Source organism: Acidovorax sp. GW821-FHT09B03 (assembly GCF_059418305.1).
In genome coordinates this window covers 17,303-29,182 of record NZ_JBWKPP010000011.1, presented here as the reverse complement: position 1 = coordinate 29,182, position 11,880 = coordinate 17,303, and the positions used below count along the sequence as shown (strand labels likewise).

Sequence of the window (11,880 nt, the reverse complement as noted above, 5' to 3'; positions counted from 1 at the left end):
TTACTTGGCGCCAGGCGTGTAGAGCTTGTCGAACTGGCCGCCGTCGTTGAAGTGCACCTTCTGGGCATCGCTGAGCGAACCGAAGTACTTGGCCACGGTGAACTGCTTCAAGGGCTTGAAGGTGTCGGCGTACTTCTTGAGCACGGTTTCCGAGCGCGGACGGATGGCGTGCTTGGCCGCGATCTCCTGGGCTTCTTCGGAGTACAGGTAGTCCAGGTAGGCCTTTGCCAGTGCGGCCGTGCCCTTCTTGGCCACGGTGCGCTCGACCACGGCCACGGGGTTCTCGGCCACCACGCTGACCGACGGGTAGATCGCATCGACCTTGCCGGCGCCGAACTCGCGGTCGATGGAGACCACTTCGGATTCGAAGGTGATCAGCACATCGCCCTGGTTGCGCTGCAGGAAGGTGGCGGTGGCGTCACGGCCACCCTTGGCCAGGATGGGCACGTTCTTGTAAAGCTTGCCCACGAACTCGGCGGCCTGTGCCTCGGTGCCGCCCTTTTCGCGCACGGCGCCCCAGGCAGCCAGGTAGGCATAGCGGCCGTTGCCGCCGGTCTTGGGGTTGACCACGATGACCTGCACGCCGGGCTTGATCAGGTCGTCCCAGTCCTTGATGCCCTTGGGGTTGCCGTTGCGCACCAGGAACAGCATGGTCGAGGTGGTGGGCGATGCGTCGTGCGGGAATTTCTTGGCCCAGTCCTTGGCCACCACGCCACTGTCGGCGAGGAACTGCACGTCGGTGGTCGTGTTCATGGTGACCACGTCGGCCGCCAGGCCGTCGTTCACGGCGCGCGCCTGGGCGCTGGAGCCGGCGTGCGACTGGTCGATCTTCACGTCCTTGCCGGTGGTCTTCTTGTAGTGTGCCGAGAACGCGGCGTTGTAGTCCTTGTAGAACTCACGGGCCACGTCGTACGACACGTTGAGCAACGAGTCCTGGGCCAGCGCCATACCGCTCGCGGTCAATGCCAGAGTGGCCAGGAGAGTCTTGAGTTTCAAAGAAGTCATGTGGCGTAGCCCGTAAGGAAAAGCGGAAGATGCCACATTGTGCGCACAGCGCCTTAAAACTCAAAAGAATACATTCTTGTTAATTAATCGGATTTTGGAATAAAGAAACAAGATGTAGTCGCATTGGCAGCACCGGCCTGCGACGCCGGCAGCCAGGTGCGGGCGCGGATGCGCTCAGGCCGAGGCCTGCCAGGCAGGTGCCGGTGCGGGCGATGCGGCGGATGGCGCAACACCGGCGCCGGCCTGCTCGCCCGTCAGCGACTGCAGCAGCGCCCAGCCCAGGGGCCATTCGCCATGGCCCGATTCCACATTGATGTGGCCGGCCTGCTGCATGCGCACGAACTCGCTGCCCCAGGCACGGGCGTAGGCTCCGGCCAGGCGGATCGGGCAATAGGGGTCGTTGCTGCTGGCCACCACCACGCTGCGGTAAGGCAGTTGTGCGTAGGGCACCGGCGCAAAGTCGTTGAGGATGGCGCGGCGCTCCGGGTCTGCCGGGGCCACCAGCAGCGCGCCCTGGATGCGGGCCGCCGCCTCGGGCCCGAGGTGGGTGGTGGCGATGCAGCCCAGGCTGTGCGCCACGATCACCACCGGATGGGGCGCGGCCAGCACGGTCTTTTCGAGCGTGCCGACCCAGGCGTTGCGGGTAGGGGTGATCCAGTCGTCCTGCACCACGCGGCGCGCGTTGGGCAGCCGCTCGGCCCACAGGCTCTGCCAGTGGCCGGGGCCGGAGTCGCGCCAGCCGGGGACGATGATGATGGAAGTGGGGTTCACGTTGGTACCGCCCGGCATGGCCCCGGCAGCGCCCTGCCCTGCTGGTTGCAGCAGGGGCACGCGCCGCAGGCCACCGCCTGGCTTGATGGCTGGCTTACTTGTTGGGCTGCGGTGTGATGCGCAGGTAGGGGCGCACGGCCTTGAAGCCCTTGGGGAAGCGCTGGGCGATCTCGGCCGGGTCCTGCAGGCTGGGCACGATGATCACGTCGTCGCCGTCCTTCCAGTTGGCGGGCGTGGCCACCTTGTGGCTGTCGGTCAGCTGCAGCGAGTCGATCACGCGCAGGATCTCGTCGAAATTGCGGCCCGTGCTGGCGGGGTAGGTGAAGGTGGTGCGGATGGCCTTCTTGGGGTCGATGATGAACACGCTGCGCACCGTGACCGTGGTCGAGGCGTTGGGGTGGATCATGTCGTACAGGTCGGCCACCTTCTTGTCCGCATCGGCCAGGATGGGGAAGTTGACGGTGGTGTTCTGCGTTTCGTTGATGTCGCCCACCCAGCGGTTGTGCGAATCCACGGGGTCCACGCTCACGGCGATGGGCTTGACCTTGCGCTTGGCAAATTCGGTGGCCAGGGCCGCCGTCTTGCCCAGCTCGGTGGTGCAGACGGGGGTGAAATCGGCGGGGTGCGAGAACAGCACCACCCACGAATCGCCTGCCCATTCATGGAAATGGATGGGGCCGGCGGTGGATTCCTGGGTGAAGTCGGGGGCGGTGTCGCCGAGTCGCAAGGTGGCCATGGATGTGCTCCGTCAATGTCTGATGAAGCCATTCTGCGAGCCGCGCTTTAAAACCCAAACGAATATATTGTTCTGACTTAATCGCAAAAACGTCTATCAAGGCGCCAAAAAGCTCAGTCCTGGTCCAACAGGCGGTCCAGTCGTGCCCGGTAGTTGTTGAGGAAATCGTGCGTCACCGCATAGTGTTCCGTGTCCTCATAGGCCACTTCGGATAGGCCTGTACCGTCGAACAGGATGATCTTCGCGTGCGGGTAGGACAGCAGGATGGGCGAGTGCGTGGCGATGATGAACTGCGATTTGTCCTCCACCAGCTGGTGGATGGCCGAGAGCGCTGCCAGCTGGCGGTTGGGCGACAGGGCCGCTTCGGGCTCGTCGAGCAGGTACAGGCCCTTGCCCTCGAACTTGTGCGTGAGCAGCGCCATGAAAGCCTCGCCATGCGAGCGTGCATGCAGCGACTTGCCGCCATAGCCGTCCAGGTAGCCCACTTCGTCCATGTAGGTGGCCACATTGAAAAAGCTCTCGGCCCGCAGGAAATACCCATCCTTGGGCTGGCGAAAGCTGCGCGCCAGCCGCAGCACTTCATGCAGGGAGGATTCCGAACCCGCAGAAGACAGGCTGAAGTTGCGTGTGCCGCCCTCCGGGCTGTACCCCAGGGCCAGGGCAATGCCCTCCAGCAGAGTGGACTTGCCCGAGCCGTTTTCCCCCACCAGAAAGGTCACGTCCGGGTGGAATTCCATCCGCCCCATCTCCCGGATGGCGGGGATGTTGTAGGGATATCGGCCGAAATCCACCTCGGCATCGGGGCGGATGCAGACGCTTTGCAGATAGGGTTTGGCGGGCAGCATGGGGTGCCATGCTAACGGCCAGGGAGGGGATCAGAAGCGCACAGCCTCGAAGGCGGGGTGCAACTCGTCCACCCAGTGGTCCAGCTCCTCTTCCGACACCGCCAGGTGGTCCATGCAGGCCTGGCCGTGCTGCAGCCAGTCGCGCGTGGGCTGCAGGCCGTCGTGGTGGTTCACCAGGTACTCGGCCAGCAGGCCCAGGGCCACCAGGTGGCGCACCGTGGGGTTGAAACGCTCGTCGCCCAGGCTGGTGAAGTCGTGGTGCAGCCAGATGGCCTGGGCCACGTCGCCGGGCAGGTGCCAGGTGCGCGCCACCAGGGCGCCCATCACCGCGTGGTCGGTGTGGTGGTTGGCGTTTTCGGTCTGGGTGAAGGTGCGGTCCTTGCGGGCCAGGGCTTCGGTCACGGTGGAGCCATAGCCGCGCACGGCCTTGACCAGCACCGGCATGCCCACGTGGCAGAACAGGCCGAAGCTGTAGCCCAGGCCGGGGTCGAAGCTGTACAGCTGGCGGCCGATGTGCTCGCAGGCAATGGCGCGGCGCTGCGAGCTTTCCCAGAAATGCTCGAGCAGCGGCGAGCGCACCATGAGCGCATTGCGCGTGATGAAGGCCGAAAGCAATTCCACCGCCGGGTTGAGCCCGAGCACGGTGAGCGCCATGCCGATGGTCTGCACCGGCTGGGCCAGGCCGAACAGCGGGCTGTTGGCCTGGCGGATCAGGGCGGCCGCCAGGGCCACGTCGGACGAGGCCAGCTGTTCCAGCGCGCCCGAATCGAGCTCGGGTGCGGCCACGATCTGCTGCAGGCGCAGCAGCGACTCCGGGCACGGCGGGATCACGATGGCCCGCACGGAGGGGTGGGTGCGGGCCTTCTGGAGGTCGGTATCAATAGGGTGGGGGTTTTTCACGGCGCGCCCCGGGGTACCTGCGCAGGGGTGGCACGCAGGCAATCCGGTCAGTTGCAACTGGTTGCATTGTGGCCTGAAAACGCGCGGGGCGAAGTGACCTCAGGCCAGAGCGGCCTTCACCGCACGGCGTATTGACACTAGATGCCCGCCCCGTCCAGCCCGGCCCCGCCATCGCGCGTGGCCAGGCTGTTGCGCCCGGGCATGGCATCGCCCAGGTAATCCAGGAAGGCGCGCACGGCGGGCGACAGGCCGCGCCGCGAGGGGAACACCGCGTGCACGATGGCCGGAGGCGGCACCCACTCGGGCAGCACGCGCACCAGGCGACGCTCGCGCATCTCCTCGTGGCACATGTAGTCGGGCATCCAGCCCATGCCGATGCCGGCCAGCACCGCGAACTTCAGGGTCAGCAGGTCGTCGGCCACGTAGCGCGGCGTGTGGTGCACGACCTGGTGCGCGCCGCCCGGGCCCATCAGGTTCCAGGTGGCACGGCCGTCGGGGGCCGACATGGCCACGCTGTCCATGCGCGAGAGGTCTTCCAGCGTGCTGGGCGTGCCCTGGCGTATCAGCAGGTCGGGGCTGGCCACGAGGATCTGGCTGGTCATGTCCAGCCGCTTGACCACCATGCTGCCGCTGTCCTCCAGCGTGGGGCGCACGCGCAGGGCCACGTCGATGCCCTCCTCCACCACGTTCACCGCCCGGTTGCTGACCATCATGTCCACCCGCACCTCGGGGTAGCGCGCCAGGAAGGGCGGCATCATCTCGGCCAGCACCGTCTGCGCCAGCGTCACCGGGCAGCTCACGCGCACGGTGCCACGCGGCACGGTCTGCACCTGGGCCACCGTGTCGGCGGCGGCCTGTGCCGACTCGCGCATGGCCTGGCAATGGCGCAGGTAGGCCTCGCCCACCTCGGTCAGCGAGAGCTTGCGCGTGGTGCGCTGCAGCAGGCGCACGCCCAGCTGCGCCTCCAGGTCAGACACGCGGCGCGAGAGGCGCGATTTGGGGATGCCCAGGGCGCGGCCGGCGGCGGCAAAGCCACCGCGCTCGACCACCTCCGCAAAATACAGCATGTCGTTGAGGTCTTGCATAAAGTACATCGTTCTACTGATAGGACAATCTATCGCAAGTTCAACACCTTATCAACAATTGAGTGCGTCTCCACAATTCATCCCATGGCCACACGCTGTGGCTACCACCCACAGGAGATCCACTCATGCAACTGCTTCACATCGACTCGGCCATCACCGGCGAACAATCCGTTTCCCGCGAACTCACGAAGCGCATCGTCGCCGCCTGGAAGGCCGGCCACCCCAACACCGCGGTGCAGCACCTGGACCTGGCCGTACAGGCCCCGGCCCACCTGGGCGCCGATGCCCTGGGCTTTCGCACCGGCCAGGCCGCCGCGACCGAAGTGCAGCGCCAGGAAAACGCCCTGTCCGAAGCCCTGGTAAGCCAGTTCCTGGCCTCCGACGTGATCGTGATCGGCGCCCCGCTGTACAACTTCACCATCCCCAGCCAGCTCAAGGCCTGGATTGACCGCATCGCCCAGGCTGGCCGCACCTTCAAGTACACCGACAAGGGCCCCGTGGGCCTGGCCGGTGGCAAGACCGTGATCGTGGCCTCGACCCGCGGCGGTGTGTACTCCACCAGCGAAGGTGGCCAGGCCATGGAACACCAGGAAAGCTACCTCAAGGTAGTGTTCGGCTTCTTCGGCATCACCGACGTGCGCTTCGTGCGTGCCGAAGGCGTGGGCATGGGCCCTGACGCCAAGGCCCTGGCCATCGCCAGCGCCGACAAGGACATCCAGGCCCACGCCAGCGTGCCGGCCAACCAGCCACAGATCGCACAAGTGGCCTGATCCAGTTTCTGGTCAGCCCAGCAAAACGCCGCCCATCGGGCGGCGTTTTGCTTGGTGCGGTCAGAAACTCAGATGTGCTTTTTGACCCATGCGGCATACGCATCGACCCAGCTTTGCAGGAACTTCTTGCTGCCCTCGCCCACGTTGCCGTCGGCGTCGAACAAACCTTCCTTGGCGTGGATGAAGCCCTCGGGCTGCCCCAGGGTGGGCACGTCGAGGTAGGCCAGCACGTTGCGCAGGTGCTGCTGGGCCAGCGCGGTACCGATGGCGCCCACCGAGGCACCGATCACGCCCGCGGGCTTGCCGCCCCAGGCACTCTGGCCGTAGGGGCGCGAGGCATGGTCCAGCGCGTTCTTGAGCACGCCGGGGATGGAGCGGTTGTACTCGGGCGTCACGAACAGCAGGCCCTGGGCGGCCTTGACCTCGCTCTTGAGGCGCAGCACCGAGGCGGCCTGCTGGCCGTCGTCGTCCTGGTTGTACAGGGGCAGGTCGTCGATGCGCAGCTGCGTGAACTGGAAGTCGGCAGGGGCCAGCCGCTCGATGGCGGTGGCCAGCTTGCGGTTGAACGAATCCTTGCGAAGGCTGCCGACGATGACGGCGATCTGGACATTGCTCATGGAAACTCCTTGTGAAGGGGACGACACGGAGAAAGGCGCTGCAGGAATGGTCTCCAGGCCCTGCTGCGCGAAGCACTCGCCATGATAGCCACAGACCGTGACGCCATGGCCTGCTCACCCGGCGCAATTGCTATATTTTGTATAGCGGATTGCGCCGGGAAGTTCGCCAGGGCTGGCGGCCGGCGTCATCCCGCCCGGCGCTGCCCTGCCAGGCGCTGCACCACCGTGACCAGACGGTCGATCTCGTCGAAGGTGTTGTAGAACGCCAGCGAAGGCCGCACCGTGGTCTCCACGCCGAAGCGGCGCAGGATGGGCTGGGCGCAGTGGTGGCCGGTGCGCACGGCGATGCCCTCCTCGTTCAGCGCCTTGCCCACCTCTTCCGTGGTGTAGCCCGCGAGCACGAAGGACATCACGCTGGCCTTGTCGTCGGCCGTGCCGATGAGCCGCACGCCGCGGATGGCACCCAGGTGGCGCATGCCGTAGACCAGCAGCTCGTGCTCATAACGCGCGATGTTCTCGATGCCCACGCGGTTCACGTAGTCGATGGCGGCGCCCAGGCCCACGGCGTCGGCGATGTTGCCGGTGCCCGCCTCGAACTTGTTCGGGATGGGCTGGAACACCGTCTTCTCGAAGGTCACGTCGGCAATCATGTTGCCGCCGCCCTGCCAGGGCGGCATGTCTTCGAGCACCGCACGCCTGCCCCAGACCACGCCGATGCCGGTGGGCCCGAAGACCTTGTGGCCCGAGAACACGAAGAAGTCGGCCCCCAGGTCCTGCACGTCCACCCGCATGTGCGAGACCGACTGCGCGCCGTCGACCAGGGTCGTGGCGCCGGCCCGCTTGGCCAGGGCCACGATCTCCTTGACGGGCACCACCGTGCCCAGGGCGTTGGAGACCTGGGTGACAGCGACGATCTTGGTGCGGTCGTTCAGGAGCTTCTGGTACTCATCGAGCAGCACCTGGCCCGAGTCGTCCACCGGGATCACGCGCAGGCGCGCGCCCTTGGCGGCGGCCAGTTGTTGCCAGGGCACGATGTTGGCATGGTGCTCGAGGTTGCTGACGATGATCTCGTCGCCCTCGCCCACATGCTGCGCGCCCCAGCTCTTGGCCACCAGGTTGATGGCCTCGGTGGTGCCGCGCACGAAGATCACCTCGTTCACATCGGGCGCGTTGATGAAGCGCTGCACGCGCTGGCGTGCGCCCTCATAGGCGTCCGTGGCGCGTGCTGCCAGCTCGTGTGCTGCGCGGTGGATGTTGGAGTTCTCGTGCGCGTAGAAGTAGCTGATGCGGTCGATGACCGACTGCGGCTTGTGCGTGGTGGCCGCGTTGTCGAACCAGACGAGCTGGCGGCCGTTCACACGCTCCTGCAGCACCGGGAAGTCTCGGCGCACCGCATGCACGTCGAACGCCGGGTGGGCGCTGCGGTCGGCCTGGGGGACGCTGCCGGCAGCCGGGGCATGGCCGGGCGTGGTGTAGCCGCCGGGCAGCACCACCGCGTCGGCAAAGTAAAAGCGCGGTTCGGTCGATGGCACCGTGCTGGGCACGCCGGTGCCGGCCGTGGGCGAGCCCACGCGCGGCACCTCGGGTGCGGCAAAAGGCAGCCGCGCCAGGGCATCGAGCCCGCCAGGTGCGGCGCCATGTCCGTCGGGCGGGGTCACCTGGGGCAGGCGGTCGGCCGCCAGGGGGTGGCCGTGGCGCTCACCGAGAAAGTAGTACGGCGAAGCGCCCTGCGCCACCGCAGGAGCGGCCTGGGCGGGCGCTGCCTCTGGCACACCCAGCACGCCGCTGCCAAAGCGCGGCTCGTAGGCCGGCAAGGTGCTGACCACCGAGTCGGGCACGCCATTGCCGGCCACCGCATGCGGCAGCAGCGCCGGCGCACGGTGCGCCAGCGAGGCCAGCGGCGTGGGCGATGCCGGCACCAGGTTGGCACCCGGCACCAGCCCTTGCGGAATGGGCGTACCGGGCACGCCGGGGCCAAAGCCCGCCGGGCTCACCAGCGGCGAGCCGGCGGGTGCGATGTTGACGGGCGCCTGCACGCCAGGCGGCCAGGGCGTGCCCTGCCCCGCCCCGGGCAGCGAGCCCGGTGGCGTGGACGGCAGGCCTGCAGCCGGCCCGGCAAAGCGCGGCTCTTCGCCGGGCCGGGCCGCGAACAGGGCCGTCGCCAGCCCGGCCAGCAGCGCCGGATCGATCGGCGGCTGCAGCGTGGCGGGCACGCTGGCAGGAAGGGAGGATGGAATGGTCACCACGCGGCCGCTTTACTTGTAGGTGTCGGGGTAGTCGTGGTACTTGTTGATCTCCACGTCGTCCAGCACGGCCAGCGCATCGGGCGTGAGCACGGCCAGCGAGCAGTACAGCGAGATCAGGTAGGACGCGATGGCATGGTTGTTGATGCCCATGAAGCGCACCGACAGCCCCGGGCTCTGCTCGCCCGGCAGGCCGGGCTGGAACAGGCCGACCACGCCCTGGCGCTTGTCGCCCACGCGCAGCAGCAAGATCTTGCTCTTGCCGTCGGCCACGGGCACCTTGTCCGAAGGGATCAGCGGAATGCCGCGCCAGGTGATGAACTGCGAGCCGAACAGGCTCACCGTGGGTGGCGGCGTGCCGCGGCGCGTGGCTTCGCGGCCGAAGGCGGCGATCGCCAGCGGGTGGGCCAGGAAGAAGGCAGGCTCCTTCCAGACCTTGGTGAGCAGCTCATCGAGGTCGTCCGGCGTGGGTGCGCCCGTGAGCGGGAACACGCGCTGCTCATCCGTCACCTGGGCCAGCAGGCCGTAGTCGGGGTTGTTGATGAGCTCGCTCTCCTGGTTCTCCTTGATCGTCTCGATCGTCAGGCGCAGCTGTTCCTTGATCTGGTCGTGCGGGCTGCTGTAGAGGTCGGAGATGCGGGTGTGCACGTCGAGCACGGTGCTCACGGCGTTCAGGAAGAACTCGCGCGGGTTCTCTTCGTAGTCCACGAAGGTGCGCGGCAGCTGGTTCTCTTCCTCGCGGGCGGTGCAAGTGACCTTGATCAGTTCGGGGTTCTTGACCTGGTTGAGGCGGTAGATGCCTGCCTCCACCGGCACCCACTGCAGCAGGTGCGTGAGCCAGCGCGGCGAGATGGTCGAGAGTTGTGCGGTGGTCTTGGTCGCGTTGGCAAGTTGCCGTGCTGCGTTGTCGCCCAGGGCGGTCGTGCCGCCCACTGTTGCCGTCATGTGAGGCTCCGTATCAGAAAAGGTGGGATGAGAGAAAAACTCCCAGCCAGTTTCCGCCGGTGGCCTCAGTGCTTCAACATGCTATAGCCGCCAATCGCGTGCCTTTGAGCGCATTCGCATCGCTCAATGCGTCGCAGTGCCCGAGCAGCGTGGCGCTGCGCACGCCGAAGGCCTGTGAGAGCTTGTCGATGGTGACCAGCGAGGCGATTGCCGTGCCGCGCTCGATCTCGCCCACATAGGAGCGGTTGAGGTCGGCGTGCCCGGCCAGTTGCTCCTGCGACCAGCCGCGCGCCTCGCGCAGGCGCCGCACGGCGGTGCCGAAACTGCGTACCAGCACCTCGCTCATGCCACGCCCACCCCGGGTTTTTCGCCCTCGTGGTGCCCGTTGTGGCGCGACAGGGCCTGCGTCACATTGCCGCCTGCGGGCACGTCGTGCGTGATCCAGACATTGCCGCCGATGGTGGCGCCCTTGCCCAGCGTGACCCGGCCGAGCACCGTGGCACCGGCGTAGATCACCACATCGTCTTCCACCACCGGGTGGCGTGGCAGGCCCTTTTGCAGGTGCCCTTCCTCGTCGGTGGGAAAGCGCTTGGCGCCCAGCGTGACGGCCTGGTAGACACGCACGCGCTCGCCGATCACCGCCGTCTCGCCGATCACGACGCCCGTGCCATGGTCGATGAAGAAGCCCGCGCCGATCTGCGCGCCGGGGTGGATGTCGATGCCGGTCTGCGCATGCGCCTGCTCAGCCACGATGCGCGCCAGCAGCGGCAGCTCCAGCTGGTACAGGCGGTGCGCCAGGCGGTGGTGGATCATGGCCAGGATGCCGGGGTAGCACAGCAGCACCTCGTCCACGCTGCGCGCGGCCGGATCGCCGTGGTAGGCGGCCAGCACGTCGCTGTCGAGCAGGCTGCGGATGTCGGGCAGCGAGGTGGCGAAGCTGCGGGCCGCCTGCACGGCGCGCTTTTCGATGTTCTGCTCTTCCACCGGCTGGTGGCGCAGCACGTAGCGCAGCTCCAGCCGGATCTGTGCCAGCAGCGAATGCAAGGCGGCGTCCAGCGTGTGGCCGACGTAGAAGTCCTCGCTCTCCTGGCGCAGGTCGGGTGGGCCCAGGCGCATGGGAAACAGCACGCCCTTGAGCTTGTCGACAATGTCGGCCAGCGCGTCACGCGATGGGAACTCGCGCCCGCCTGGCTCCTGGGAGCGCTTTTGCAGGCTGCGCCAGTCGCGGCGCACGGCGTGCAGCGACTGCACGATGGGTTCGATGTTGAAGACGGCCATGGGAAGAAGAGAGAGCAGTGGTTCAGTCGTGAGGGGGTTGGCCGCGGGCAGTCGGTTCTTCAGTCCTGGACCCAGGGCAGGCCGTGGAAGCGCCAGCCATCGGAGCCGCCGCGCTGCTGGCGCTGGTCGATCTCGCCCTCAAAGCCTTCGAGCACGTTGAAGACGTGGGTGAAGCCGGCCTTGGCCGCCGCCTCGGCCGCCAGGGCCGAGCGCTTGCCGCTGCGGCACAGCAGCAGCGCCGTGGCCTCCTTGCCGCCGTGGCTGGCCAGGCGGGCTTCCAGCTCGCGCACGAAGCGCGGGTTGCGCTGCAGCGCGGTGCCCGTGGCCCAAGGCACGTGCAGGCTGTCGGGCACCTGGCCGACGAACTTCAACTCTTCGGCCGAGCGCACGTCCACCAGCACGGCGTCGCCAGCCAGGACGAGTTTCCACGCCACGGTGGGCGAAACGCCGCCCGCATAGGGCAGGCCGGACGCCAATGCGACCGAGCGGGCAGATTCCAATTCCTGTGCGAGCACAGCGTCCTGGGTATCCTGGATGGCAGATGAAGACATGGCAGGGGTCCTTGAAACGAGGGTGGTCGCAGCCCTCATGGGCGGAGCTGCTGTGAACATGGGTCCACTCTAAAACCCTTCCCATAAAACCCAAAAGAATAAAAATTGGTTTCTATAAAACCAAAACATCCTTG

13 protein-coding genes are annotated in these 11,880 nt (G+C 67.0%); 1 reads left to right on the top strand and 12 read right to left on the bottom strand.

Going from position 1 to position 11,880, the window contains the following annotated elements:
* The 6 genes from AC07PA_RS19480 to AC07PA_RS19455 all read right to left on the bottom strand — a co-directional run bounded on the left by AC07PA_RS19480 (position 1) and on the right by AC07PA_RS19455 (position 5,342).
* Complete coding sequence (locus AC07PA_RS19480; RefSeq protein ID WP_007857277.1) at positions 1-1,005, bottom strand: sulfate ABC transporter substrate-binding protein; 1,005 nt, start codon at positions 1,003-1,005, stop codon at positions 1-3.
* Positions 1,006-1,179: 174 nt separating this feature from the next.
* Entirely contained in the window at positions 1,180-1,794 is a 615-nt protein-coding gene (locus AC07PA_RS19475) for an RBBP9/YdeN family alpha/beta hydrolase (protein ID WP_494607331.1), read from the bottom strand.
* 76 nt (positions 1,795-1,870) lie between these two features.
* Complete coding sequence (locus tag AC07PA_RS19470; protein ID WP_145699050.1) at positions 1,871-2,512, bottom strand: peroxiredoxin; 642 nt, start codon at positions 2,510-2,512, stop codon at positions 1,871-1,873.
* Between the two features lie 113 nt (positions 2,513-2,625).
* Entirely contained in the window at positions 2,626-3,357 is a 732-nt protein-coding gene (locus tag AC07PA_RS19465) for an AAA family ATPase (RefSeq protein ID WP_494607227.1), read from the bottom strand.
* Positions 3,358-3,387: 30 nt separating this feature from the next.
* Entirely contained in the window at positions 3,388-4,257 is an 870-nt protein-coding gene (locus AC07PA_RS19460) for an HDOD domain-containing protein (protein WP_494607229.1), read from the bottom strand.
* Positions 4,258-4,394: 137 nt separating this feature from the next.
* On the bottom strand, positions 4,395-5,342 hold the full coding sequence (locus AC07PA_RS19455) for a LysR family transcriptional regulator (RefSeq protein WP_494607333.1): 948 nt from the start codon (positions 5,340-5,342) through the stop codon (positions 4,395-4,397).
* Positions 5,343-5,467: 125 nt separating this feature from the next.
* On the opposite strand from AC07PA_RS19455, the gene AC07PA_RS19450 reads away from it, so the two are divergent.
* Positions 5,468-6,112: an FMN-dependent NADH-azoreductase gene (locus AC07PA_RS19450; RefSeq protein WP_007857271.1), complete on the top strand. Its 645-nt coding sequence runs from the start codon at positions 5,468-5,470 to the stop codon at positions 6,110-6,112.
* Between the two features lie 68 nt (positions 6,113-6,180).
* On the opposite strand, the gene AC07PA_RS19445 is transcribed toward AC07PA_RS19450, so the two are convergent.
* From AC07PA_RS19445 to AC07PA_RS19420, 6 genes are all read right to left on the bottom strand, one after another.
* Entirely contained in the window at positions 6,181-6,729 is a 549-nt protein-coding gene (locus AC07PA_RS19445) for an NADPH-dependent FMN reductase (protein WP_494607232.1), read from the bottom strand.
* Positions 6,730-6,914: 185 nt separating this feature from the next.
* Positions 6,915-8,975 carry a family 2A encapsulin nanocompartment cargo protein cysteine desulfurase gene (locus AC07PA_RS19440; protein ID WP_494607234.1) on the bottom strand — a complete coding sequence of 687 codons (2,061 nt, stop codon included), beginning with the start codon at positions 8,973-8,975 and terminating at the stop codon, positions 6,915-6,917.
* Between the two features lie 9 nt (positions 8,976-8,984).
* Positions 8,985-9,917 carry a family 2A encapsulin nanocompartment shell protein gene (locus tag AC07PA_RS19435; protein ID WP_007857268.1) on the bottom strand — a complete coding sequence of 311 codons (933 nt, stop codon included), beginning with the start codon at positions 9,915-9,917 and terminating at the stop codon, positions 8,985-8,987.
* Between the two features lie 73 nt (positions 9,918-9,990).
* Positions 9,991-10,263, bottom strand: coding sequence for a helix-turn-helix domain-containing protein (locus AC07PA_RS19430; RefSeq protein ID WP_494607236.1), 273 nt, complete (start codon positions 10,261-10,263; stop codon positions 9,991-9,993).
* Positions 10,260-11,195 carry a serine O-acetyltransferase EpsC gene (gene epsC, locus AC07PA_RS19425; protein WP_145699057.1) on the bottom strand — a complete coding sequence of 312 codons (936 nt, stop codon included), beginning with the start codon at positions 11,193-11,195 and terminating at the stop codon, positions 10,260-10,262. The genes AC07PA_RS19430 and epsC overlap by 4 nt, the downstream gene beginning before the upstream one ends.
* Positions 11,196-11,254: 59 nt before the next feature.
* Positions 11,255-11,746 carry a rhodanese-like domain-containing protein gene (locus AC07PA_RS19420; protein WP_145699058.1) on the bottom strand — a complete coding sequence of 164 codons (492 nt, stop codon included), beginning with the start codon at positions 11,744-11,746 and terminating at the stop codon, positions 11,255-11,257.
* Positions 11,747-11,880: the final 134 nt, after the last annotated feature.

Bases quoted from the DNA above. Each gene is read 5' to 3' on its own strand.
- AC07PA_RS19445 (WP_494607232.1), bottom strand. From the start codon at position 6,729: ATGAGCAATGTCCAGATCGCCGTCATCGTCGGCAGCCTTCGCAAGGAT.
- AC07PA_RS19465 (WP_494607227.1), bottom strand. From the start codon at position 3,357: ATGCTGCCCGCCAAACCCTATCTGCAAAGCGTCTGCATCCGCCCCGAT.
- AC07PA_RS19455 (WP_494607333.1), bottom strand. From the start codon at position 5,342: ATGCAAGACCTCAACGACATGCTGTATTTTGCGGAGGTGGTCGAGCGC.
- AC07PA_RS19470 (WP_145699050.1), bottom strand. From the start codon at position 2,512: ATGGCCACCTTGCGACTCGGCGACACCGCCCCCGACTTCACCCAGGAA.
- AC07PA_RS19430 (WP_494607236.1), bottom strand. From the start codon at position 10,263: ATGAGCGAGGTGCTGGTACGCAGTTTCGGCACCGCCGTGCGGCGCCTG.
- AC07PA_RS19435 (WP_007857268.1), bottom strand. From the start codon at position 9,917: ATGACGGCAACAGTGGGCGGCACGACCGCCCTGGGCGACAACGCAGCA.
- AC07PA_RS19420 (WP_145699058.1), bottom strand. From the start codon at position 11,746: ATGTCTTCATCTGCCATCCAGGATACCCAGGACGCTGTGCTCGCACAG.
- epsC (WP_145699057.1), bottom strand. From the start codon at position 11,195: ATGGCCGTCTTCAACATCGAACCCATCGTGCAGTCGCTGCACGCCGTG.
- AC07PA_RS19480 (WP_007857277.1), bottom strand. From the start codon at position 1,005: ATGACTTCTTTGAAACTCAAGACTCTCCTGGCCACTCTGGCATTGACC.
- AC07PA_RS19450 (WP_007857271.1), top strand. From the start codon at position 5,468: ATGCAACTGCTTCACATCGACTCGGCCATCACCGGCGAACAATCCGTT.
- AC07PA_RS19475 (WP_494607331.1), bottom strand. From the start codon at position 1,794: ATGCCGGGCGGTACCAACGTGAACCCCACTTCCATCATCATCGTCCCC.